This is a genomic window from Candidatus Leptofilum sp. (genome assembly GCF_965223285.1).
Taxonomy (GTDB): domain Bacteria; phylum Chloroflexota; class Anaerolineae; order Promineifilales; family Promineifilaceae; genus Leptofilum.
Window position 1 is genome coordinate 2854224 of record NZ_OZ244997.1, and the last position, 25258, is coordinate 2879481.

The following is a 25258-nucleotide window of genomic DNA, read 5'->3' on the forward strand; positions in this document are numbered from 1 at the left end:
CATATCCATTTTGGGGATGGCACGGGGACCACCCCTACATTTGCGATCGTTTCCCCGGTAGGGGCAGGCCCCCGTGCCTGCCCTATTTCCCGTGCCGCATGGGGGTGGCACGGGGACCACCCCCTACAGATTGGTTTTGTCGAAAATTTGTAACAGGGTGGCTTTTTTGGCCTCGCCTTCTGGGGTAGGCGGGAAGACGAGGGGGAAGGTGCCCAGAATGTGGGCAAATTCGTCGCGGGTGAGGCCGTAGAGGCGGGCGACGAGCGCGTCTAGTTCGTGGCGGAGCTGCTGGCGGGTGGCGGAGTCGGTGGCGGCAAGGCTGGGCGACCAGGGGGTGCCCATGACGGCTTGCCACAGCGGGGCGAAGGCGGGGCTAGTGCAGCTGAGCCGCGCCGCGCGGGGGACAATGGCGTCAAAATACGGATTCCCCGCCGTCAATCGCGGGACGGGTAGTTGATAAGCATAAAACATGCTCACATGCGTCCCAATTTTGTAGCGAATAATGAAATCTAATACAAAGCTGTTCAAAACGGACACAAGATATAGCATTCTCGCATCCCTTGTTTCGGTCTCAACAATCACAGTATTTCCAGCAAAAACATTTGGAGGCAATATTGTTGCGATGATCGTCCGTTGATCTGTGCTACGAGCAATATCGCGATAGCCAATGCGACACTTTTGATAATCTATTTCTTGTCCTTTGTCCTCTTGACTTCGCAATGCCCGTTTTCGACCCTTTTGCTCTTCAATCCAAAATCGTGGCTCAGAAAAATAAGCATCAAATTGATGAATCATCTTGCCTTCATAAAGCACCAACCCTGATTCGGTTTGATTAAAAAGACGACGGTCATTGGTCATATCAATTTCTCGCCAAAACTGAACGCCCCAAGTAACATCTTTTTCACCTAACAATGGCTTTCCATCATAGATTTTTTCAGCTATTTGATAGTCTTGTTCGTTCCTAAATTCCATTAAGCTCAGGCTATCAGGGCTAAATCGCATTATTGACGACGTTTTTAACACCATGAATTGATTATCTTCAGCTAAAAATTCGAGCAGCTTGTCAGGTTGAGGAACATCACGAGGGTCAATTTTGAAAATTGCATTGAAATCCTCTGATGGCTGACCCTTTTCAGCAATTAGCATCGTTATTTTGAAAGAACGATGAATATCTGAAAAATAAACACCACCTCCTGCAACCCCATTTGTTATGCTTGCAAGCGCATTTATCTTTCCCTCATTCAAAAGCATTTCACGCAGTTCTTTCGTGCCCAAATCGCTGTAAATGCCGGAGGGGATGACAAAGGCGAGCCGCCCGCCGTCTTGCAGCAGGTCGTAGCCGCGCTCCAGGAATAGTTTGTGGGTGGCGGTGTCGCCGCGCCCCTGGCGGCTGTAGTCGGGGGCTTTTTTGTAGTAGGTGGCGGCGGCTTCAATGCGGGCTTTTTGGGCTTCCCAGCCTTCGGCCAGGGTGGGGTCGCCGATGTCTAGCTCGGCAATGCGGGCTTCCGCCTTTTTGCGGGTCAGCTTGCTCTCGATGTTGGGGTCAAACTGGGCGTAATATTCGCGCAGGTCGGGCTTCACAATTTCCCACGGCGGGTTGCCCAGCACCACGTCAAAACCCAACGCAGTTGGGTCACCGCCATTGGCAAAAACTTCGGGGAATTCGACAGCCCAGTTGAAGGGGCGCACGGTGTCGTCCAGTGCGCCGTCGCCGTCAGGGAAATGTTCAATCAGGTCGGCGTTGAGGGCGTCGTTGACCTGCTGGCTGAGGGTGGCAATTTGCTGTTGCAGCGCAGCGTGGTTTTTACCGCCGCCCACGGCTTCGCGGCGCAGGCGGGCCAGTTCACCAAGCGCCGCCTCGTGGTCACTCAGTCGCGCATCTTCTGGCGGCGCGCCCACCAAGCCGTTGCCCACCTTGATGTTTTGGTTGAGGATGAGCGGCAGCCGCTTGTCGCCGCGCCGCTGGTCGGCCATGGCCCGCATAATCAGGTTGACGGTGGCAATTTCGGCGGCTTGCGGGTCTAAATCGACGCCGTAGAGGTGGTTTTCCAAGATGAAGCGGGGGTATTGCTGGAGCCGCTCCATTTCCTGGGTGTACTCGGTAAGCTGGAGCTGCAAATCGAAGGGAGTGGTAACGCCCTCGGCCAGCAGTTCGTCGTAACGCGCCTGCCGTTCCGCTTCCAGCCGGGCCATCTCGCCCCGGTAAAAGTTGGCCAGCAGCTCGTAGGCGTAAATGAGGAAACCGCCGGAGCCGCAGGCGGGGTCTATCACGCGCAAATTTTGAATCTCGGCTGCTTTTGGCGGCGCGGCCTGGCCATCGCCGCTTAAAATTTTGCCCAGCGAATTGTCCACCAGATAGCGCACGATGACCTGAGGGGTGTAGTAGCTGCCCTGCTTTTTGCGCGTTTCCAAATTGTCGCTGGTTTGGATGGCGTCGTCGCGCAGCACAAGCGCCTTGCCCAGGTATTGCTCGTAGGTGTTGCCCATGATGTCGGCAGTCATGGCGCGGTAGCGGGCTTCGTACAGCTTTTCGATGAGGCCATCGAGCACGTTGTCGCTAAAGACGGCCTGGTCGGCCAGCCCGGCAGCAAAGAGGGCCGAGTTGTGGTCTTCGTCAAAGCGGCGGAAGAGCTGCTGCAAAAATTGGGTCAGGCTGAAGCTGTAGGGGTTAGTGCGGCGCATTTCGGCCATGCCCAGCAGGGTGCCGGGGGGCACGATGAGGTGGTCTTCGGCAAAGCGCACCACGACGAGGCGGTCCAGCACTCTTTGGACGACGGCGCGTAACTCTGGGAGTTGGATACGGCCGTCTTCATCCAGCACCCACCAATTTTCATTGCGCTTATCTAAAATGTCTTGCGCCAGCCGCTCGCGCCAGGTGTTGATGAAGTTGAGGTAATCGGTGTCTACGTCTTCGCGGTGGCGCTGGTTGGAAAGTTGGTCGAGACGGCCGTTGCGGATGCTGTCGTAAGAAAGCTGCCAAAGCTGGTCAAACTCATCCAAAAAGGCAGAGGGTTCTTCAAAAGAAAGCACCAGCCAGTCGCGCCGGGCGTTGAACAAGCGCAGTCGCTCAAAATTGGTCAAAATCGCCCAGGTGCCGCCATTGCTAAAGGCGTAGTTGATGGCTTGCTGCTCTTCGGGGGTGCGGTCGGCGGCCATGCCGGGCAGGGAAAGCTGGCCGGGGGTGACGATGCCTTCGAGCCGGTTTCTGGATTGGGCCAGCTTGTCGATGATGCCAAAACGCTTGGCCTCGACGTAGACGTTGCCGCCGCTTTCGGGCAGCAGCACCACATCGGGTCGGCCGACCTGGGTGTTGAGTTCGTATTTGCAGCGGGCCGGGTCGTTAATGGGCCAGCCGAGAGCTTGCAGCAGCGGATCGATGAATTGGTGCAGCACGTTGGCTTCGGTGAGATTCGGCCGTTCTGCTTTGGATATTGCCTCGTACTGCTTGATGAGCTGTTCGATTTGCTGCCGGGCTTGTTGTCGTGAAATCACGCTGCATCACCTTTTTTCGGCGCAAGGTGAGAGATGACTTTCAGATGCCGCTGGTCGCCTAAATCCTCTATGAAGAAATCCAAAATCAGGCGATCCTCGTTGGGGAATAGCTTCTTTTTACGCTGCATCAAGTTGTGCACCTGTTCCGTTACAAATTGTACGTCTTCCGGGTCATCACCAAGCATGGCAATGATCCCTTTCATCGCCTCTTTGCTGGCCTCTGGCGGCATCACCGTCATGTTCCAGGCCATCGCGCCCAGGCTAATCAGGTTTTCGTATGCCTCTTCTGAGCCAACCTCATAAGCATATGGTTCAACCAATTCCTCGAGTACCTCGGACATTTTCAAAAGGCCGGGTTCGTTATACAACGTCGCCTTCTTTTTTGGCCGAATGCCCCGTTTTCTAGTCCTGCGCTTTGTGGGTTTGGTTCGTTTTTTCATGCCTTTCATTTCAGGGGATAAATCCCCAAGCTAGTTATGTTTGTGGGTTGGCGGGGTTAATTTTATCAATTTTGGGTTGTTTTGGTAGGGGTTGGCCCCCGTGCCAACCCAGGGCAGGCACGGGGGCCTGCCCCTACCGGGTATGTGGTTTATTTGCCTTGCCAGGTGGCGGGGCGTTTGTTGATGAAGGCGTCCATGCCTTCGGTTTGGTCTTCGGTGCTGAACAGCATGTAGAAGAGGCGGCGTTCGTGGGCTAGCCCGGCTTGCAGTGGTGTTTCGAAGACGGCGTTGACAGCTTCTTTGGCCAGGCGTAGGGCCACGGGGGCGCGGGCGGCAATCTCGGCGGCAAATTTGATCGCTTCTTCTAAATATAGCTCCACCGGCACGACCCGGTTGATGAGGCCGTGCTGTTGGGCTTCTGTAGCGGAGAGGAAACGGCCGTTCAACACTATCTCCATCGCCAACGCTTTGCCGACGGCGTAGGTCATACGCTGGGTGCCGCCTGCACCAGGGATAATGCCCAAATTGATTTCTGGCTGACCAAATTTGGCACTCTCGCTGGCAACGATCATGTCGCAGGCCATGGCTAGCTCACACCCCCCACCGAGGGCGAAGCCGGAAACGGCCGCAATCACTGGTTTGCCAATCTTACGTAAACGGTCCCAGTAATCTATGAAGGGATTGTCCAACATGGTCACGGGCGTGGCGGTAGCCATCTCTTTGATGTCGGCTCCGGCGGCAAACGCTTTTTCATTGCCGGTGACGACCATGCAGCCAATACCACCATCGGCATCGAACGCTTCCAGGGCAGTCATCAGTTCGCTCATCAGGCCACGGTTCAGGGCGTTGAGTGCTTTGGGGCGGTTGAATTGCACAATGCCCACACGGCCGTCGGTTTGGGTGAGAATATATTCGTAGGACATGGGATTCTCCTTGTTTTTTAGCCGCAGATTTCACAGATTTTTTTGGTTCCTTAATCTGCGAAATCTGTGTAATTTGTGGCTGATTTAATTTTGAAGAATGGTGGTTCGTAAACGACCGTTGCCACCCTCAACCGCCTCCTGTAGCTGGGCAAACAAGGCGGGAAGCTGGGACAAGTTGTGTTCTTTTTTGGCACGGAGCAGGTAGGCTTGGGCTTCAAAATCGTCCAGCAGCGTGGCCAGGCAGTGGGCAGCAGCCAGATGCACAGCGATGACCTGCTGCTCGGAATCCAGTTCGCCCAAGTCACCCACCAACAAATGCGGTACCAACTGCTCCGCGACGGTGGCGACGACCCAGCCAGAGTCTTCGTCAAACGGCCAGGGCGGGGATTCGCCAACGGCTTTGGGCGGGGGTAGCAGCAAGGTCAACGCGTTGTCGGCTGTGGCCACCACGGGTGTTAGCGCGGGAAAAACAAGATTGGGCATAAGATTAACGGCCGTTTCCACCATATCCCCCAATTGCCCCAACGCTGCCAATAAATCGCCTCTGTCAAAAATTTTCTTCAGAGCAGCATGGGCCTCTTGCCAGACGGCCGTTTGCTGTGGCCAAAAGTCGGTGACAACGGCCGTTTGCTGCGCAAAATCTGCTAAAGAAGCGACCCACTCATTGATTTTCAGCACAGTGGGCAGTTCGGCCGTAGGGGCAAAATCGGGCCAGGTGCAACGCAAAGCGGCACTGAACAAATCGGCAATTTCCACGCCGTTGAGCAACGCTTCATTCACCCCGTTTGCCGCTGGATGGCTGGTGAATGGCTGCACAAACTGCCGCACTTGCTTAGCATGAGGATGCACAGCATGGGTTCGCTGTTTTTGTTCCTCTATTGGCCAATCGCTTGCCGCCAGAACGGCCGTTACCAGCCGCAAGCGTTCATCTATTGCAACAGAAAAAGTAGACATAATGTTATTTCGGTGGTCGGTGAACGATAATCAATAAGTGGTTACTGATTACTGTGTACCGATTAAATGCGGTAATCCGCTTCTTCCTTCGGCCAAAGCCGCCAAATCACAATCAAATAAACCAGGCCAGACAGTAAGTAGACCGTGGGCAGACGGTCGGCTGGCGTAAGCACGGGCAACGGCCCCAGTGCCACCCAGACAGAAAAGCTGTGCAAGGTTTGAATAAGCAATGTGCCTAAAAAGCTGCCAGTACGCAATCGGATAAGGCCATAAAACACGCCCCACACCATAAAGTACAGCAGGCTCGGCAAATCGTTAGCGTATGCTTCCTGAAAAAGCACAAAGGCGACGGCTCCAAAGGCAACACCGCTGCCCACGGCTGCCGTCAGGCCGCCACGCCACTCCGCCAGACTGCGAAACAGCAGGCCGTAGGCCCATAGCTGCATAGCAAAGGCTTCAAACAGCAGCAGGTAAATGAAGCTGCGCCCTGATTCGGTCGCATCCAAATTGAGGGCAATAAAGGTGAAGCGAAACAGGAGAAATGCCAGCCAGCCTAACGTAGCGAACCCAATGCCGGCAAATAACGGCCGTCCGCCCCGCAAACCTAACCCCGGCAAGCCGTACCAAAACAGCCCTAAAAACCAGCTCGCGACGCCAACACCACCCAAAATCGGCGCATTGCTCCCTTGGCGACCGCCCAGAATCAAAGTAAAGGCAAGCGGCAGTAACAAAATAATAATAATGCGGAATACAACCGGCAGCGTAGTGCGTGCCGCCAGTTCATTTTGTTGATTGCTTCGTTGCAGTTTTGATTTTTTTGCCATATGGCCTGATTGTAACATTGAATCTGGGGGGAAGCACTGGCGTGGATTGTGATTTTCCGGTTCTCTCCGCTAAACTCCCGACCACTATGGAACAAAAACAGACCCGACTTTATTGGCAATTGGCACTCATTTCGCTGGCGCGACTTTGCCTGAACACAGGCCTGCGCATGGTGTATCCCTTTGCCCCGGCTTTTGCCCGCCAGCTTGGGGTGCCGGTAACGGCCGTTTACCGTCTGGTCACTATTCGCAATTTGGCAGGCTTTCTGAGTCCACTGTTTGGGCCACTTTCTGAGCGATTCGGCCGTCGCGCCATTTTGTTCGGAGCAATGATTGTCTTTAGCGCGGGCTGCCTGCTGGTTTGGCTGTGGCCCACTTACTGGCTGTTCGGCGCAGCCCTCATCGTCATCTCGGTAGCCAAGGTCGTGTACGACCCAGCCATGCAGGCCTATGTTGGAGAGACGGTTCCGTACAAACAGCGGGGCAAGGCGTTGGCTGTTACAGAACTTTCCTGGGCGGGAGCCTTGCTAGTGGGTGGCCCCCTGCTGGGCATTGCCATCGAGCGGCAGGGATGGTCCGCTGCGTTCTTCTGGCTGGGACTGTTTGGGGTGGTTACGGCCGTTTCCCTACGCAAATTTCTGCCCTCTGCCAACAAAACAGTTGGGGGGCGTGGGGCAAGTTTGGCGGATTACGGCCGTGTGGTGTGGCAAAACCCGGTCATTTGGGCTGCCATGCTGTACAACGTGCTTATCATGGCTGGCAACGAAACCATCTTCCTGGTGTTTGGCGACTGGATGGAGCTAAGTTTTGGCCTCAGCCTGCTGGCGTTGGGTGCTTCGGCTGGGGTCATTGGTGGGGCAGAAATTACGGGCGAACTGTTTGCCGGCTGGTCAGTAGACCGCTTCGGCAAGCGACCGGTCATCATCACCACGGGGCTGCTCAACGCCCTCGCCTGCCTGCTCATCCCGCTCACGGACGGCAACCTCACTGCCGCGCTGGTGGCCTACTTTGCCCTCTTCCTCACCTTTGAGATCACTATCGTTGGTGGCGTACCGCTGATGACAGAGATTGTGCCATCGGCTCGCAGCGTGGTCATGTCTAGCACCATCGCCGCTGGGGCACTGGGCCGCGCCCTTGGTTCCTGGCTTGGTCCGTTTTTGTTCAGTCAATTTGGTTTTTCCAGTAATGGCTGGGTTTCTGCTATGATTACGGCCGTAGCCACCCTGCTGCTAGCGTTGTGGATACGTGAAGCCCGCGACCAGTAAACAGTAGGTCAGTAATCAGTAAATCAGTGGTCAGTCGGTATGCGAATTAATCGCTTTAGCTGAATACTAAAAAGTGGCTAACTGGATACTTCAAAAGAGGAAAGTAATGGAAATTCTACAAAATCTACAAGCTGAAGATATTACCCAACTGATTGTAATTGCGGCCGTTTTGCTTATTGTACTTTTCCTGGCGCGGCTGGCGTTTAAGCTCACAGCGTCGTTGATGCGCATTGGCTGCCTCACAATCTTCTTCATCGTTGCGGCCGTGGCCTTGCTGCGGATGTTCAGCGGCTAACGCGCAATTTAGGCAAACTTTCCAAACCATTTTCCCAAACATCATCCAAACTTTAGGCAAATTGCCCAACGGCCGTTTCTCTCCATCATCTTTTCCTTTCAAAATTGGCTTATTCCATAAGCCATGTCATAATTAAGCCTTCCAAAAAGACGCCGCCAGAATCATCTGGCAACTTGCTTAACCACGAGGAGAATATTGAGATGAAAAAACGAAACTTGATTTTGGTTTTAGTTCTGTTCCTGCTAGGGCTACTGCTTGTCGCCTGTGGTGGTGGGGAAGAACCTGCCTCCGATGAACCGGCCAACACTGACAGCAGCACTGAGGCAGATAGCGGCAGCGAAGCTGACAGTGACGGCGAAGAAGCCATGGACGATGAAGAAGCGATGGATGATGACGAAGCCATGGACGACGAAAGTGGCTTGCCCGATTTGGGAGGCCGTGAAGTCACCATTGCCGTTGAAAACGCCTACCTTCCCTTCAACTACATCGACCCCGACACGGGCGAACCGGCTGGCTGGGATTATGATGTATGGAATGAGATTTGCGGTTTGCTAAATTGCACCCCCGTCTACATTGAAGCAGGTTGGGAAGGCATGATCCAGGCCGTGGCTGATGGTCAGTACGATGCTGCTGCCGATGGCATCACCATTACCGAAGACCGCGCTGAAATCGTGGACTTCTCCAATGGCTACATCAACATTGAACAACGTCTGCTGGTTCGTCTAGATGAGGATCGCATCGAGAGCATCGAAAGCATCGTCAACGATGAATCCTTACTTCTGGGCACGCAAACCGGCACAACAAACTACGAAACTGCGCTAGAGTATCTGCCCGAAGATCGCATTCAGGCGTTTGAGCAGTTCCCGTTTGCGGTGCAGGCACTTATCGCGGGAGACATTGATGCCGTTATCATCGACGAGGTAGCTGGGCAGGGTTACTTGGGCGAAAACGCGGATGCGCTCCAGCTGGTTGGTCCGTCCATGTCTAGTGACCAACTTGGCTTCATCTATCCACTGGGCAGCGACTTGGTTGAGCCGGTCAACGCGGCTCTGGCAGAACTGGCTGGCAATGGCTTTCTAGAAGAAGTAAATGCTGAATACTTTGGCCCTGGTTTCACCATCACCTACGACGATCTCTTCCCACCAGAAGAAGGTTCTGAGGATGAAGGTGCAGAGCTGCCCGACTTGGACGGCCGTGAAGTCACCATCGCCGTTGAAAACGCCTACCTTCCCTTCAACTACATCGACCCCGACACGGGCGAACCGGCTGGCTGGGATTACGACGTCTGGAATGAAATCTGTGCGCTCATAAACTGTACCCCAGTCTATGTAGAAGCAGGCTGGGAAGGCATGATCCAAGCCGTGGCCGATGGTCAGTACGACGCCGCGGCTGATGGCATCACCATCACCGAAGACCGTGCCGAAATTGTGGACTTCTCCAATGGCTACATCAACATCGAACAGCGTTTGCTGGTTCGTTTGGATGAGGACCGCATCGAAAGCATCGAAAGCATCGTTAACGATGAGTCCTTATTGCTGGGTACACAAACCGGCACAACCAATTACGAAACCGCTTTGGAGTATTTGCCCGAAGATCGTATTCAGGCATTTGAGCAGTTCCCGTTCGCGGTGCAGGCACTCATCGCTGGCGATATTGATGCCGTTATCATCGACGAAGTAGCTGGACAGGGCTACCTAGGCGAAAATGCCGACGAGCTTCAGCTTGTAGGTCCATCCATGTCCAGCGACCAGCTTGGCTTCATCTACCCACTGGGCAGTGACCTGGTTGAGCCGGTGAACGCAGCTCTGGCGGAATTGGCGCGAAGCGGCTTCCTGGAGGAAGTCAATCTGCAATATTTTGGCCCGAACTTCACGATTACTTACGACGATTTGTTCCCGGAAGAGTAACGGCCGTTTAACCCAAAATCTTATCACTTGTAATCCGTTACAAATGATGTAAGTTAGAAGCGCCAGTTATCATCTAATAGCTGGCGCTTCTTTGCATAACAATCAGCGACTTGAGCAAATCACAATTAAGAAGGCCTGCTTATTTTTAATATCTTCTTGTGATTTGCTATCTATCCTCAGGAGGCAAAACATGGCCGGACCCGATCCTGCTACCCCTTCATCGCTCGACAGTTCAAGTAATCGTCAAGCAGCCACCAACGACTGGCGCGACTTCCCCTGGTGGTTGGTCGCCATACTCACCTTTTTGGGCATTATGGCCTTCCTCATTATTCGGCAACCCGGCCCACATCTGTTGGTTCGGATCGCGGAAGCAGACGAAGCAGATACCGAAGAAGTCAGTTCCGCAGAATTCGATAATCTGAGAGGGGTGGTTAGAGACGATGAAGCCATTGTGGGTGTGCCCACAACCGGCGACGCATTGGACTTGGCAAATGAAGAGCTTGAAGAAGAACGCATTCGCACATTTACGGAACTAGACGAAGCGGCTCAAGCCTTAATAGACGGCGAGATTGATGCCGTTTTGCTAGACAGACGCACAGCACGCACCCTGGTTGCTGAAAACGAAGAAACATTGACCTCTGTCCTGGCAGTTCCCAATGCGTACAACGAAGCATTTGTTTTTATATTCCCTGGCATTACCACCACGTTGTATCTCACGTTGGGCGGCTTTGGGCTGGCCCTGGTTTTTGGTCTGCTGGCCGGGCTAGGCCGCATCAGCCAAAATCGGGTCATTCGCAATATTGCTATTACCTATGTGGAATTTATTCGCGGTGTACCCACATTGGTACTTATCCTCACTCTGGCTTTCGTCATCGTGCCGGCCGTCAGCGACAGCATCGGCATAGACAACCGCGATGTGTCAATTGAGCTGCGCGCTATTCTGGCTTTGGCTATCATTTATGGTGCGTTTCTGGCCGAGATTTTCCGGGCTGGCATCGAGTCTATCTCTAAAGGCCAAATGGAAGCCGCTCGCTCGTTGGGCATGACCGCCCGGCAATCAATGCAATATATCATTCTGCCCCAGGCCATCCGCAACATCTCCCCAGCCTTGGGCAACGACTTTATTGCCATGCTCAAAGATTCTTCGCTGGCTTCGGTGCTAGCCGTGCGTGAACTCACGCAACGCTCGCGGCTGCACGCAGGCAGCACCTTTCGCTTCCCAGAAGCGTATCTGGTCATTGTATTTTTGTACCTGGCCATGACCATCACCCTCAGCCTGTTCTTACGCTGGTATGAACGGCGCATTCGTGTTGGAGAACAGTAATTATGAACAATGAAATGATCGTCATTAAAGATTTGCATAAATATTTTGGCCAGATTGAAGCAGTCAAAGGGGTGGATTTAACTGTTCGGCAAGGGGAAGTGGTCATTATCATTGGCCCCAGCGGCTCTGGCAAAAGCACGGTACTCCGCTGCATTAATCATCTGGAAACCCCCACCAGCGGCGGCATTTACATCGAAGGATTGCATCTGGAAGACAAAAGTACGGACATTAACGCTGTTCGGGCTGAAGTAGGCATGGTGTTTCAGCAGTTCAATCTGTTTCCACACCTCACTGCACTGGAAAATGTGACCATCGCCCAGCGGCTGGTACGCAAACGGAACAAAGCGGAAGCGGAACAAATTGGTATGGAGCAATTAACGCGGGTGGGCATCCCGGAAAAGGCCGATTCTTACCCGCGTCAGCTTTCTGGTGGGCAGCAGCAGCGGGTGGCCATTGCCCGTTCGTTGGCCATGAATCCCAAAATCATGCTGTTTGATGAGCCGACCAGTGCCCTGGACCCGGAAATGATCAAGGAAGTGCTAGACGTGATGCTTGATTTGGCGAAAGAGGGAATGACGATGGTGGTGGTAACGCATGAGATGGGCTTTGCACGCTCGGCCGCGGACCGGATGGTGTTTATGGATGGGGGGCAAGTGGTTGAAATCGCCTCGCCGCATGATTTGTACAATAATCCGCAAAGTGATCGAACCAAGCTGTTCTTGAGCAAGATTTTGACGCACTGATTCCAGCAATCGATAAACCCTGCGTCAGTAATCAGTTAAAAACTGCTTGACATCTGGGGCAAGGCTTGTATGATGCAAATAGCCACGCCAAGTGCAACCAATCCACCATAAAGTGAGTGTTTTCATGAATGAATACCGCCATTTGTATAGCCTTATCGAAGATGTTTTTGATCTGGACGGCATCCGCACGCTTTGTATAGAGCTGAAGTTTGAAACGGGCGTGGATATTAGCTTTGAAAATCTGGCTGGCGATACGATTCGGCGCAAATCGCAGGAGTTGCAGGAGTTTGCCCGGCGCAATGGCATCACGCCGGAGCTGTTGCAGGTAATCCACAGCCTTAAGCCGCGCATCGACCTGACAAAGTTTGGTGGACCTGAACCAGATTTGTCCAAGCCGGATCGGCCTACAAATACAGGGGCTTCAAGTGGCGAAGCTGATAGTGCAGACGCTAAGCCAGAAATCCCGCAAACGGTCTACGACAATTTTGATATTACGATACGGCCGTCTGGCACCCCCAATGCCTACCGCTTAGAAGCCGAATCACCCAATGGCGAAGCTTCAGCTGGCTTGCCACAGGTTTTCCCGTTTGAGGATGACGACTATCAATATCTGGCCAAGTCGCTGCGTGATGTGCAGATTTCTGAGCCGAAGTTTGCCAACGACATGGGCGAAATATTACGCAAGTTCTTGTTCCCCGGACCCATTCAGGAGTTGTTCACCACGACACTAAATGTCTCCCGGGCCAAAGGCAAAGACGGCATCCGGGTAAGGATTAATATTAACCAGGAATCGAGCGAGCTGTACCAGGTGCCGTGGGAATATTGCCGTGACGACAAATCATTTTTGTCGTTAAATGCAGACACGCCGCTGGTGCGATACATGCCCACAAATCGGGCACCCGCGCCCATCTCGGTGCCTTATCCGGTAAAGATTTTACTCGCTTGGGCAAATCCAGAAGATTTGGACAAGCTGGATGTTCAAAGCGAGATAGACGCTGTGAAGGGCGCACTGGCTCAGTTTGTCGATGAAGGAAAGGTTGTTATTGACGAATTGCCAAACGTATCGCCGACAACGCTGGTCTCTAAAGTGCGGCAAAATCCACCACATATTTTCCACTTTATTGGGCATGGGGCGTTGCTGCCACGTGGCGGCGGGGCTTTGGCGTTAGACAACGGCCGTAAATCCCATGTGATGCTAGATGGCGACCGGATGCTGCGGCTGTTTCAGGGGGACGATACCAAGCTGATCATCCTGAGTGCTTGCCAATCGGGAGCCACCTCGGACAAAGCAGAAAAATCGAGTTCAGCGCAGGCGTTTATGGGGTTGGCTCCTAAATTGGTTTGGGGTGGTCTGCCCGCCGTGGTGGCTATGCAGTACGATTTGCCAAACATTGCCGCCCAACCGTTTATGCAAACCCTGTACGAATTTTTAGCCTTGGGCAAACCGTTGGATACGGCCGTTACCGAAGCACGTATCGGCCTGGATTTCAACATCCTGGAGAGTCCCTACTGGGGCATTCCTGTGCTGTTCATGCGCTCGCCTGATGGCAACATTTGGGTCTGATGACCGAGCGACAAACCTTGAGCCAGTACAAGCTGGCTAACTTTCTGGCCTGCCAGCGTCGTTTTCAGCTAAGATATTTGCGCCGCTTGCCCTGGCCTGCCAGCCCATTGTCCGAACGCACTGAGCAATTGCTGCAACAGGGGCAAGATTTTCACCAACTGTTGGAACGCCACTTTTTAGGGCTGACGATTGACAAGGCCACAATTGAAAACGGCCGTGTGCGCCATTGGTGGCAAACATTCCAAACCCACAACCCGGCGCAACATTTCCCCAGCAACGCCCGCTTTTTGCCAGAAACTGGCCTGACGGTGCCATTGAGGAATCATTTGCTGTACGGCCGTTTCGATCTGCTGGTTATTGGTGAAGATGAGGCGGGACGGCCGTTTGCCCACCTGTTTGATTGGAAAACTGGACGCCCGATTGAAGCTGCGGAGCTGAACGGCCGTTGGCAAACCCGCCTCTATCTGGCGTTGTTGGCCGAAGGCAGCAACGCTTTTTGGCCGCAGGCCAAGTCAATCTCGCCTGAGCAAATCCGCCTAACCTACTGGTTTGTGCAAGAGCCAGACGCACCGGCCACCATTGGCTACAGCGCGGCGGCACATGCGGCAAATTGGGGCGAATTGCAGCAATTTGCCACGCAACTTGATGAGACCTTTGCCTTAGATGCCTGGCCCCTAACCGACGATTGGAACCATTGCCGCGAATGTGCTTACCAAAATTATTGTGGTCGGCAAGCGGCTGGCACGGCCACGCCTGAATTAGACGAAGCTGAAGAGCCAGACATTCTCAATGAGCAGCTTCTCACCCCGGAACTACCTTGAGTAAGCGGTCAACAATGATTTACGTGATTAAGAAGCCGCTTACGCCAAGCCATCCGCACAGTTCTAATTCTGCAAACCTATCTGTGGATGGCAAATGACCCTGGACGACCTCGCTTTTTTACTTTCCGACGCGGGTCAGCGTTGGCTAGCCGACGTTGGCCAATTGGAAATTACACCCCAAACGCATTTGCAAATTGCAAGCTGGCTGCGCCAAAAATTGCCGAAAACGCAAGCCCAAGCAGTGCTGGAAACGGCCGTGCTGCGGCAGCACGCCACCACAAAATTCAGCCGCGCCGCTGAGATGTATTTTGTGCGCGCTGCTCTGGAGCAAGCATCGGCAGAAGTTGTGGCCCAGCATCGGGCGCGCCGCTTTGCAGATTTGGGCATGACGCAAATTGCCGATTTGGGTTGCGGCATTGGGGGTGATGCGATTGCCCTGGCGGCCAACGCAGAGGTAACGGGGGTGGAATGGGAACCGGTGCGGCTGGCAATGGCCCAAGAAAACGTGCGCGTTTACGGGTATGGCAAGCGATTCCATCCGCTGCAAGCCGATTTGCTGAACCTGACACCGCTGGCCCACATGGATGCATTCTTTTTTGATCCGGCGCGGCGAGACGGGCAAGGTCGCCGCTTTTTCTCGCTGGCGCAGTATCAACCCCCGATCAGTGTGATTGATGGCTGGCGCAGCGTGGTGCCAGATACGGCCGTAAAAATCAGCCCCGGTGTTGAGTATGCAGAGCTACCAGCAGATGCCGAGGTGGAGTTTGTGTCATTGGGCGGGGAGATGAAAGAAGCGGTGCTGTGGTACGGCCGTTTGCATTCGGGTATCGAACGGCGTGCCACTTTGCTGCCCGGCGGCTACACGCTCACCACGGCCGATTTGCCCCCAGAACTAATTCCCAGCACAAAACCCAAAGCATATTTGTACGAACCAGACGCAGCAATCATTCGGGCGCATTTGGTACAGGCCCTTGCCCATCAATTGGCAGCAAACCAAATTGATGACTCGATTGCGTATTTAACGGCGGAAACGGCCGTATCTACCCCGTTTGCCCGCTGTTTTGCGGTAGAAGATTGGTTTCCTTTTCAACTGAAGCAGCTGCGCCATTGGCTGCGGGCGCGGCAGGTGGGCAGCGTAACCATTAAAAAGCGCGGCTCGCCCCTAGAGCCAGATAAGTTGCAGCGTCAGCTACGCCTGAGCGGCTCCAAAGAAAATCACCGATTTCTATTTTTAACACACGTTTTGGGGGACCCATCCGTGATTATTGCCACGATGGAATTATGAAACAGAGAACCTCCTGCCAAAAGTAGCGGCAGGAGGTTTGTATTTACCATAGCTGGAGCAGAGATTTGAGAGGAATTCTCATTTACCTCTGTGTTCTCGGTGGCTAATTTTTTGGAAACGGCCGTTACGCCACGCCGTTGCTTAAATAAGTCCTCAGCACTTCGCGCAGCTTACGAATATCCAGTGGCTTGGGCAAATAATCATCGCATCCCGCTTCCAAGCAACGTTCACGGTCGCCCACCAACACCTGAGCCGTGGTGGCAATCAGCGGCACCGGAGCCAGCCGATCATCCCCCTTGAACTCGCGCGCCAGCTCCAGGCCGCTTTTTCCGGGCAAGTTGATGTCTAACAAAATGATGTCAGGCACCGTATCTGCCAGGATGGCTTCGGCCGCAGAAGCATCTGTAGCCCTAATCAGTTGATGACCCTCAGCCTCTACAATGCGTGAAACCAACAACATATTCACTGGATTATCTTCCACACAAAGAACTTTTTTATCTGTCTTTGGCATATCAATTACCTTCAATCAATTCTTATAATTATTGATGTTTCTGGCAAGACATACACCTTCATCCCAATTGAGAAGATAGCATATCTGTGCCGATTTTATTAAAACAGCTAGGCTGTACTAGCAACCGGTTCTGCCGGCTTGGGCTGCGCTTTTGGTGGCTCATACGGAATAGTGAAGAAGAAGGTACTGCCTTGTCCGTACACACTCTCGATCCAGATTTCACCACCGTGCAACTCTACCAGTTTTTTCGTAATTGGCATCCCTAAACCAGTACCACCCGCCGACCGATTCAAACCGCCGTCAATTTGACGGAACTGCTCAAAGACCACGCCCACATGCTCTTCTTTGATACCAATACCGGTATCGCGCACGGAGCAGAGCAAATGTGTACGCTTTGGCTGCACATTGATGGTGATGCCGCCCTTCTCGGTAAATTTGATGGCGTTCCCCACAATGTTCCACATCACCTGGCGCAGGCGGGTGCGGTCTGCCTGAATGGTTGACATAGATTCATCAATATCCAGATGCAGATACAGGTTTTTCTCCTGTGCCAGCGAGGAAGCGGTGGCTACAAGATCGTTGGTAAACTGCACCATGTCGATCTCTTCGTAGCGCAAATCCATGCGCCCAGCTTCAATCTTGGACATGTCCAGAATGTCGCCGATGAGCCCTTTTAGGTGGTTACCGCTTTCTCGAATGAGGCGCACATCTTCTTCCATGCGCTCATTCAGGTCACCATCTAATCCTTCCAGCAGTACGTCGGCAAAGCCAATAATTGAGTTGAGCGGTGTCCGTAGCTCATGGCTCATACTGGCCAAAAATTCTGATTTTAGCTGATCCACTTCGCGCAGTTTTACGGCCGTTTGCACCTGAGCTGCATATTGATTGGCATTTTCCACCGCAACGGCAATCTGTGCCGCAAGCGTGTTTTGCACGTTCAAATCTTCTTCTGTGAAGAAATCTTCGCGATCGGACTGTAAATCCATTACGCCGATGAGCTTACCACCCACCAACATAGGTAATGCCATTTCGGCCTTGGTGTCTGGCAACAGCGGGTGAGGCAAAAAGTCTACCGTGCGGCGCACGTTGTTTTCCAACACACCTTTGCGGGAGCGAGCGGCTCTGGCCACAATGGAATCTTCGCTGAGGCCAATTTCTCGCCCTTCCAGATTCATAAGGCGGCCGATGTTGCCTGCCCCGGCTCCGAGCATCAATTTTGTGCCAGCCTTGTTGAGCAAGTAAATGTGAACGTGGTAAAGATCAAAGCTGGATTTAGCCAGGTCTACAACAGATTGCAGCAGCTCATCTACTTCCAAGATGGTAGAGGCAGCCGTGCTAACCTTGGCCACCGTTTCCAATTCAGACGCCAGCCGCTCTTGTTCAGACAGTGCAATTTGGGTCTGCTCAAACAGGCGAGCGGCCTCCAACGCTTCAGCCAACTCCTGGGCTACAGCGTCTATGATTTCCCTTTCTTCTTGGGTTAACGGCCGTTCTGGATCAGCCTCCACGCCAAAACTGCCAATCCTTTCACCACGTATTTCTAGAGATTTTTGAACAGATTGTTGTGCCTCGCTTTTAGATGCATTCCCATTCTGGGAAGCTGCCTGGTCTGGCGAACCATTCAGCTTTTGCAAACCAGAGAAGTCAAACCGATAGCCAGCCTGTTCCTTTTTCTTATATTGATTCCACCCTTCGCGGCTCATTTGCCGCTGCAGCATGCTCAGTTCGCGCAAACGTCCTTCCATCTCTTGCCGCAAGGTAGTACTTTCAATGGCAACGGCGATTTGTCCGCACAACCCTTCCAGCAGCAGTTGGTCATTATAATCAACGCCACCAAGCTGATCGCTTTGCACATCCAGCACCCCGAGTACCTGATCACGCAGGCGAATGGGTACGGCCAGCTCGCTTTTTGTTTGGGGCAGCAGCGGATTAGACTGCCAGTTGTGATCTGTGGCCACATCGGGCTGCAAAACAGAGCGTTTTAGTTTTGCCGCTCTACCAATGAGCCCCACCCCCATTGGCATCGAGTGATTCATCTCTAGCATCTTTTGGCCGATGTCACCATAACCTACAACCAAGGTTAGCGTATCCAGGCTATCATCGTAACGAAGCAACTGTGTATAGTAGTAGCCAAACTGTTCTTGCACTTGAGCAACCACACGTTGGTACAAATCATGCAGGTTAGTGGCCGAAGCAATTTCCTGAGCAACCTGAGTCGCCAACCCTACCTCACGTTCTCGCCGGTTCATAGCGGCGCGAGATTCTGTACTTAATTCGTCTACGCGGCGTGCTAATGCCTGTTCTGCCTCTACGCGCTCTGTAACCTCACGGCCAGTTGAGATTAGGTGGGTAATTTTTCCACTAGCATTTTTGACCGGAGCAACAGTTTTTTCCTCGTAATATAGGGAACCATCTTTCTTTTTGTTGATAGTAACGCCACGAAAGGTGTGACCAGATAAAATTGTTTGCCACATTTCTTCGTAAAAAGATGGCTCATGTTTGCCGGACTTTAGAATTTGTGGTGTTTTGCCCAACACTTCATTCGCAGTGTAGCCCGTCACGGTTTCAAAGGCAGGATTCACGTAAAGGATGGTGCCGTCCAGAGCGGTAACCAAGATGTGATCGGCCGTTTGCTGTGCCAGCGCGTAGAAAATTTCATTTTCCAGGTTCATGATGTTGCTCCGTTATCGTTCCGGTCGCCATTGGCATGGCTGTTGCCCAACTCGATGAAGGAACGTCGCCCAAGCGTTTTGCCAATTTCAGTAACGGCCGTTCGCATGATGGTATCTACGTCTGTTGAGCTGCGCATCTTGGTGGCAATCTCGCGCAGAAGCTGTTCCCGGCGGGCGCGTGCTTGCTCCTGGCGGAACAGAACGATGGTTTGTAGCACCACTGACGCCTGGCTAACCAAACTACTGGCCTGGCGTTGCTGCGCATCGTTTATAACCACAGGGCTGATTGACTGCCCAGACACCATGCCCAACCATTGGGAACCAACAACCATAGGGAAAAGCACAAAGCTGATCATGCCATAATTTTCCAAAATTTGGCGAGTAGCGTCATCAATTCGTGGGTCTTCGTAAATATTCGTTACCACTATCGAGCGTTCTGGGGTGATCATCTTCATCAAAGGTACTTGTTCTACGGTAAAGCGAGTACCCACCTGTACCGTGCGCGGCACGCCTTCATTTTCCCAAACGGCAACGGCCGTTACATCCCTGGCCATACCGTCCTCAACTGGCTCATCAAACATAAAAATATTGGCTCCATCCATATTCTTCAAAATGGTTGATTCAATCAGCCCACGCAAAACACCCTTTTCGGTGTTGCTCACCACAATTCTTTCGCTGCCCACGTACAGCGCCTCAGATTCCTCCAGTGCCGCCTGAGTTTGCTCAAACAAGCGAATATTCTCAATGCGTACCCCCAAATGTTCCGTCACTGCAGAAATAATTTCAGCAATATCAAGGCCGACATCTTCAGACACCTCATCAGGAACAATTGCTAACTGCCCAATTGGCACATCATGAACAGTAATTGGGTAAGTGATGGAAGAATCATCCACCGTCAGACCAGATTCGTTTTCACCAGACAGCCAGACATTCTCAACCTCAGCCAAGGGCTGTAATGATGTTAATTGGGAAGCATCGTAGACAAATCCCATATCCTCCACAACACGGTTAACTAAGAAATCCTGCCACCCCTCCCGCGTGAGGCCGCGGGTAAGCTCGTTCAGGTTGGCTACCGCTTCTTGTGCTTTTTCAAAAGAACGTGCATTTTCTAACGCTACCCCAATCTGAGCCGCCAATGTTGTGGCAATCATAATATCTTGTTCGGTAAAACGGCCGACTTCATCTGACTGCACATCCAACACCCCAATCACCTGATCGCTAACGATCATGGGCACGGTCATCTCAGCGCGCGTGTTTGGCAGCAACGGATGCGGCAAAAAAGCGGGATTTTCGCGGACATCATTTACAGTAACACCCTGCTTGCTGCGAGCGGCTTGAGCTACCAAAGATTGTTTTCGGTGCAGAGGAATGTCATGTCCTTCAGAGACCATTTGACGCCCCACATCGCCTGCTCCGGCAACCAGAATCAACGTTTGACCATTGGCATCGAGCAAATAAATATGCACGTGATACAGGCCAAAGTGGCTCTTGGTTAGATCAACAACTTCTTGCAACAGTTTATCTGTCTCGCGGATAGAGGTGGTAGAGGTACTTACACGGGAAACCATTTCCAATTCAGAGGCACGTTTGGCCAATAATGCTTCCGCTTCCTTGCGTTCCTTGATTTCTTTTTCAAGTTCAATGTTCTTTTGCTCAAAAATTTTAGCTTCTCTTTGGGCAATCTCTGTTTGGTGCTGTACATTCAACGTTTGCAGACGCGCATTACTCTCATCGTTAAAGGCCTCTTTGTTTAGTTTATGAAATTGTTTGTAATGAATAAACGCCTTCTCATAATCGCCCTGACTTTCATACGCTTCTGCCAGCAGTTCGTGGCTCTCATAAAGTTCTCGTTTGGCGTTTATCTGCTGTGCCAATTCCTGAGCCTGGTGAAAATAGTCAAGTGCCTGCGTATCTTGTTGTTGCTGGTAAATCCGGCCAATGGCGTGCAGTGCCCAAACTTGCTGTTGAACCAGACTAAGTTGCTGGCTACTATGCAAACATTCCAACGCATATTCCAACCCAGAGTTTAAATCTCCTAACTTCACATAAATCAGACTAACTGTGTCTAACACAACGGGTTCAAAATGCTTTCCACCCAGCTGCTGGGTCAGCTTCAGGCTTTTTAGGCCGTAAGATAGGGCATCCTCATATGCACCCATTCTATACAAAGCCATGGCCATATTGTTAAGCGTGAGCGATCTGCCATACTCATCCTCAAAGCTGCCAGACTCGTACATGTCTAATGCTTCCTGGTAATAGGCGAGTGCTTTTTCATGCTCATCTGCCTGGCCTACGGCAAGCCCCATGTAAAATATTGCCTTGGTCTCACGGTGTTCATCGCCCAATGTTTGTGCCAATCGGCGTGCTTGTAAAGCACATTCTAATGAATCGGCATAATTGCCCAGAACTTGGTAGATGTTGCTAAGGGTTACAAGCGTCTCAAATATCCCCTTATTGTCTTCCAGGTTTTCATAGATCGCTTGGGCTTCTATTACTTGCTCAAGGGCGGCGTGATAATTGCCAAGCTGGGAATTGAACTGGCTATGCCGAATTAGACTGCGGGCCAAGCCTGTGGGATAGGGAATGGCACGCGCGCATTCAATTGCTTCCGCGCATCTGGTCATTGCTTTTTTGATGTCTGTACCCGCTAACGCAGCGGTCAATTCGATGAGCAAATTGACTTTCTCTTCTTGATTGGCAGCGTTGGCTAGCTTGTTTTCGAGTTCTTGGATTTTTTCACTCATCGGTTGCTTCTCCCACGAGCCCAACTTGAGAGGGCTGGTTACGGCCGTTCCCCTTCCCTTCAGCGGCTAAACCGACCATTGCTTTTTTCAGTTTAAGTGCCTGACCTAACTCGGAAACGGCCGTTTGCAAGGCAGACTGTACGGTTGGTGCCGCCTGAATCTTCTGGTTGATACTGTTGATAAGTGCCTCGCGATCGGCGCGGCGACGGGTTTGGCTTAGCAGTTGCAGCGACTGAATAGAAACGGCCGCTTGCCCTGCTAGCACATTCAATCGGCGGATTTGCGACTCTGGGAAAGCGCGCGGCACAGAATAAATGCCGCTTAAGAAGCCAATCCATTGCCCACCCACAACCAGAGGCACATAAAGCAAGCTCTTGGCCTGGAAGTGATTCATAAAAATGGCTCTGGTTTTTTCGCCCATGCGCTCGTCACTCTCCACATCGGCACAAACAAGCCATTTGTCTGGTTTTAGTACTGTCTTAGCTTCGGGGAAGGCAGACAGCGGATAATGAGTTGGCAATTCTGTCGGCAGCGTACTCCACCGGGCCATCACAGAGACTGTTTCTGGCATACCATCCGATTCCCAAACGCGATTGAAGAGGTTCAGGGCAACATCGCTACTGCCCTGCCCCAGAATAGTATGCTGGCGAAGGACGTTTAGTATCTGCTCATATGTATCTGCGGCATTCAGATCAACGCTAGCCTGGTAAAGAGCGGCCGTTTCTGACAAAGCCTCTTCCGTCTGGTTAAATAACAACCGATTGTAAACCACCGCCGAAGCCTGTTGGGCTATCGCCCCATAAAGCCGTTCGTCAACTTCCGTAAAGGTTTGCTTGTTCTGCCAGCGAATAAAGATTTGCCCGAGACGCAAATTCCCCACCGTCAGGAGCATAATCGCCAGAGCGTGAACATTTTCAGCCAAGAACGCTGTCCTGTCCTTCTCATCAAGCCGTTGTTCCTCAGACACATCCCCTACGAATAAAATATTCTTACCGCCAGATGGCCACAATTTTGAGAAAGGCTGCTCGCGCAGCGAAATCGGCTCACCTAATGGCACAACATTCTTGGGTGAAGAGGCAATATACCGGCCAGTACCAGCTTTGCCCGTTGCTTCCTGGTCATACACCAGCAGCAAGGCATCAGAGGCCCCCACCTGGAAGCCCGGTGCCGCGACTGAATCTAGTACGGCATCCAGGTTAGAAGCCGTATTCAGTTGCGACGTATAGGCATACAATGCTTCGGTTTCTGCCAGGGCAGATTGAGTTTGCTCAAACAGACGGGCATTTTGAACTGCAACGGCGGCCTGATATACAATCGTTTCGGCCAATCGCAACGTATCATGATCAAATGCTCGCTCATCCAAAATATCTAAACCAATCGTGCCTAACACTTCATCATTTACAACCAAAGGCAACAATACGACAGTTTCTATTCCCTGCTCCCGGAACATCCCATGTACTGGTGCCGTACGCGGATTATTTTGGGCATCTTCCACCACAACCATCTGCCGTGTTTCAATCACTTCCTGAGATAGTTCATTGCCTTCCAAAGGTATCGTCATACCCACTGCGGAAGGGGACTTCGGATCGAAATGTTCGGCAATAATCAGCATCTCATTATTGTTTGGTTGGATTAAGGCTACACGCACTTGGTCAAAATTTAGAGCAGTTGCCAGTTCATCCACAATTATTTGCAGTGAGTGCTGCAAATCCATCGAAGCAGAAATTTGGGTCACAATATCATTAATAATGGCCATTTCCCGGCTGCGTTTTTCGGTTTCAGAGCGAGCAAGTTCTGATTGTTCTGTCAGGCGTAGGTTTTCCAGGTGGGTACTCAGACGTTCGACAACAGCCGTGACCAGTTCAGACATTTCTTCATCAACCTGCTCTGGTGCTTTCAGCTTTAGTTGCCCTATAGCTTCACCTTGAATGTGTAGTGGCTGGGTGAACAATTTGGCTTGCGAGGCGGGAACGGCCGTTTGCTGCTCATGGGCATAGCTAAAGGTCAAAGCATCCGACCTTTGAGTCAAATAATCATCCCATCCTTCACGTGTCAGGCGGCGAGATAATTCTTGCAGCTCTTTTACGGCCTGTTCAGACCTGGCAAAAGAGCGTGCGTTTTGCAAAGCCACCGCTACCTGCGCCGCCAGTGCTGTAAGCGTTTGCATATCGGCCTCGCTAAAATAATCGTATTGCTCAGAACGCACGTCTAAAATACCCAGAACCTCATCCCCCAACAAAATTGGCACGGCCAATTCAGAACGGGTTTTTGCAAGCAGTGGGTGAGGCATAAACCCTTCATCCGGGTTAGCGTAGTTGCGGAAAGCCCCCTTTTTATTGCGGGCAACAGTAGCCACAAGTGATTCCTGTGCTGCCAGGGGAATGTGGCGTCCCTCGGCAAGCATTTGCTGTCCAATTTCACCAGCACCAGCCGCCAACACCAAGTCATTTGTCTGCTCATTCAGCAAAAGAACATGGGCATGGTACAAACCAAATCCCTCTTTCGTTAAATCAACCACTTCTTGCAGCAATAAATCGGGTTCTAATAATGTGGATGCGGCCGTACTAACCTGGGCAACTGTGGCTAACTCATTGGCCAACTTTGCCTTTTGCGCTTCCGTCTGCTTCCGGTCTGTAACGTCGATGAGCGACGTAATGAGTGCCATCTCGCCCTGGTAGTTAAAGATTTTGATAGATATCCAGGCCCAGAACGGCTCGCCATCACCCCGCTTGAGACGAATTTCATACTCTTTAAGCGCGCCCTGTTTTTGCAGCAAACCAAGCAACGTTTGCCTGTCGGCCGGATCGTAGTAAAAGTCAGGCGTCACATTGCCAATAAGATCGTCCAACGGCAGGCGAATCATGTCGGATAACAGTTGATTGGCATAAATAATTTTGCCATCATCCAGGCCAGAAATGAGCAAAGGAACGGTTACCGACTCCAGGATAGTTTGGGCGCGCTCCTGGGCTTCGCGCAGGGCAGCTTCTGCGAGGCAAGCGTTGGCTGCGGCAGCCAATCTTTCTTGCAAAGGAGCCAGCGATTTGAGCATGGTTGGCTCTATCGCCTGATTATTCTTGGCCAAAATCATCAAACCAAAGTTCGGTAGTTCTAAGAGATGGTAATAATGTTCTGCCTCATGCTGACCAATCAGCGGCAGCGTATCCAGGAATTCGGCCACCTTATCTCCAGCCAAGTCAGACGGTATTTGGGCTAAAGCGGCCTGGTACGTGCCGTTGCGCTGGGTGTGGCGGGGTACCGTGTAGATTGATTTGAATTCATAGGCACCATCAGCCTGTAGCTGACCTTGATAGACTCCCCCAGCAACACAGTTCAACTTTTTCAGGAAAGCAAGCAAGCTGGTTTTGAGCATCTGGCGCAAGTCTAAACTGGTGCCGATGGCCATAGAGAGTTCATATAAGGTTTGAACTGTTTGTGTCTGGTCGAATGATTGAGTCATAATCCCATCTATCCGTTGCTCAGTTAGGGTCTACGAACAA

At 52.1% G+C, this 25258-nt stretch carries 17 protein-coding genes; 8 read left to right on the forward strand and 9 right to left on the reverse strand.

What is annotated here, in order from left to right; genetic code table 11:
* Positions 1 to 123: 123 nt before the first annotated feature.
* The 5 genes from ACOQPU_RS12970 to ACOQPU_RS12990 form a co-directional block, all read right to left on the reverse strand.
* Positions 124 to 3492: an Eco57I restriction-modification methylase domain-containing protein gene (locus ACOQPU_RS12970; RefSeq protein ID WP_420645518.1), complete on the reverse strand. Its 3369-nt coding sequence runs from the start codon at positions 3490 to 3492 to the stop codon at positions 124 to 126.
* Entirely contained in the window at positions 3489 to 3833 is a 345-nt protein-coding gene (locus ACOQPU_RS12975; RefSeq protein ID WP_420645519.1) for a hypothetical protein, read from the reverse strand. The genes ACOQPU_RS12970 and ACOQPU_RS12975 overlap by 4 nt, the downstream gene beginning before the upstream one ends.
* A gap of 248 nt (positions 3834 to 4081) precedes the next feature.
* Positions 4082 to 4855, reverse strand: coding sequence for an enoyl-CoA hydratase-related protein (locus ACOQPU_RS12980; RefSeq protein WP_420645520.1), 774 nt, complete (start codon positions 4853 to 4855; stop codon positions 4082 to 4084).
* 84 nt (positions 4856 to 4939) lie between these two features.
* The gene (locus ACOQPU_RS12985; RefSeq protein ID WP_420645521.1) at positions 4940 to 5809 is read right to left on the reverse strand and encodes a hypothetical protein; all 870 of its coding nucleotides are present in this window, start codon (positions 5807 to 5809) and stop codon (positions 4940 to 4942) included.
* A gap of 62 nt (positions 5810 to 5871) precedes the next feature.
* Positions 5872 to 6633: a type II CAAX prenyl endopeptidase Rce1 family protein gene (locus ACOQPU_RS12990; protein WP_420645522.1), complete on the reverse strand. Its 762-nt coding sequence runs from the start codon at positions 6631 to 6633 to the stop codon at positions 5872 to 5874.
* A gap of 86 nt (positions 6634 to 6719) precedes the next feature.
* On the opposite strand from ACOQPU_RS12990, the gene ACOQPU_RS12995 reads away from it, so the two are divergent.
* From ACOQPU_RS12995 to ACOQPU_RS13030, 8 genes are all read left to right on the forward strand, one after another.
* Positions 6720 to 7895: an MFS transporter gene (locus ACOQPU_RS12995; protein WP_420645523.1), complete on the forward strand. Its 1176-nt coding sequence runs from the start codon at positions 6720 to 6722 to the stop codon at positions 7893 to 7895.
* A gap of 106 nt (positions 7896 to 8001) precedes the next feature.
* Positions 8002 to 8190 carry a hypothetical protein gene (locus tag ACOQPU_RS13000; RefSeq protein WP_420645524.1) on the forward strand — a complete coding sequence of 63 codons (189 nt, stop codon included), beginning with the start codon at positions 8002 to 8004 and terminating at the stop codon, positions 8188 to 8190.
* Between the two features lie 200 nt (positions 8191 to 8390).
* Positions 8391 to 10097 carry a substrate-binding periplasmic protein gene (locus tag ACOQPU_RS13005; protein WP_420645525.1) on the forward strand — a complete coding sequence of 569 codons (1707 nt, stop codon included), beginning with the start codon at positions 8391 to 8393 and terminating at the stop codon, positions 10095 to 10097.
* Positions 10098 to 10287: 190 nt separating this feature from the next.
* Positions 10288 to 11421, forward strand: coding sequence for an ABC transporter substrate-binding protein/permease (locus tag ACOQPU_RS13010; RefSeq protein WP_420645526.1), 1134 nt, complete (start codon positions 10288 to 10290; stop codon positions 11419 to 11421).
* A gap of 14 nt (positions 11422 to 11435) precedes the next feature.
* Positions 11436 to 12164 (forward strand): amino acid ABC transporter ATP-binding protein, encoded by a 729-nt coding sequence (locus ACOQPU_RS13015; protein WP_420645835.1) that lies wholly within the window; start codon positions 11436 to 11438, stop codon positions 12162 to 12164.
* Positions 12165 to 12288: 124 nt separating this feature from the next.
* Complete coding sequence (locus ACOQPU_RS13020; RefSeq protein ID WP_420645527.1) at positions 12289 to 13728, forward strand: CHAT domain-containing protein; 1440 nt, start codon at positions 12289 to 12291, stop codon at positions 13726 to 13728.
* Complete coding sequence (locus tag ACOQPU_RS13025; RefSeq protein ID WP_420645528.1) at positions 13728 to 14549, forward strand: PD-(D/E)XK nuclease family protein; 822 nt, start codon at positions 13728 to 13730, stop codon at positions 14547 to 14549. Before ACOQPU_RS13020 ends, ACOQPU_RS13025 begins: the two co-directional genes overlap by 1 nt.
* A gap of 94 nt (positions 14550 to 14643) precedes the next feature.
* Complete coding sequence (locus ACOQPU_RS13030) at positions 14644 to 15834, forward strand: THUMP-like domain-containing protein (protein WP_420645529.1); 1191 nt, start codon at positions 14644 to 14646, stop codon at positions 15832 to 15834.
* Positions 15835 to 15958: 124 nt separating this feature from the next.
* Here the strand turns inward: ACOQPU_RS13030 and ACOQPU_RS13035 are convergent, their stop codons facing one another.
* From ACOQPU_RS13035 to ACOQPU_RS13050, 4 genes are all read right to left on the reverse strand, one after another.
* Entirely contained in the window at positions 15959 to 16345 is a 387-nt protein-coding gene (locus ACOQPU_RS13035; protein ID WP_420645530.1) for a response regulator, read from the reverse strand.
* A 107-nt stretch (positions 16346 to 16452) separates the two neighbouring features.
* Positions 16453 to 19017 (reverse strand): GAF domain-containing protein, encoded by a 2565-nt coding sequence (locus ACOQPU_RS13040; protein ID WP_420645531.1) that lies wholly within the window; start codon positions 19015 to 19017, stop codon positions 16453 to 16455.
* Positions 19014 to 21761 (reverse strand): tetratricopeptide repeat protein, encoded by a 2748-nt coding sequence (locus ACOQPU_RS13045; RefSeq protein WP_420645532.1) that lies wholly within the window; start codon positions 21759 to 21761, stop codon positions 19014 to 19016. Before ACOQPU_RS13045 ends, ACOQPU_RS13040 begins: the two co-directional genes overlap by 4 nt.
* Positions 21754 to 25218 carry a GAF domain-containing protein gene (locus ACOQPU_RS13050; RefSeq protein ID WP_420645533.1) on the reverse strand — a complete coding sequence of 1155 codons (3465 nt, stop codon included), beginning with the start codon at positions 25216 to 25218 and terminating at the stop codon, positions 21754 to 21756. The genes ACOQPU_RS13045 and ACOQPU_RS13050 overlap by 8 nt, the downstream gene beginning before the upstream one ends.
* Between the last annotated feature and the right edge of the window lie 40 nt (positions 25219 to 25258).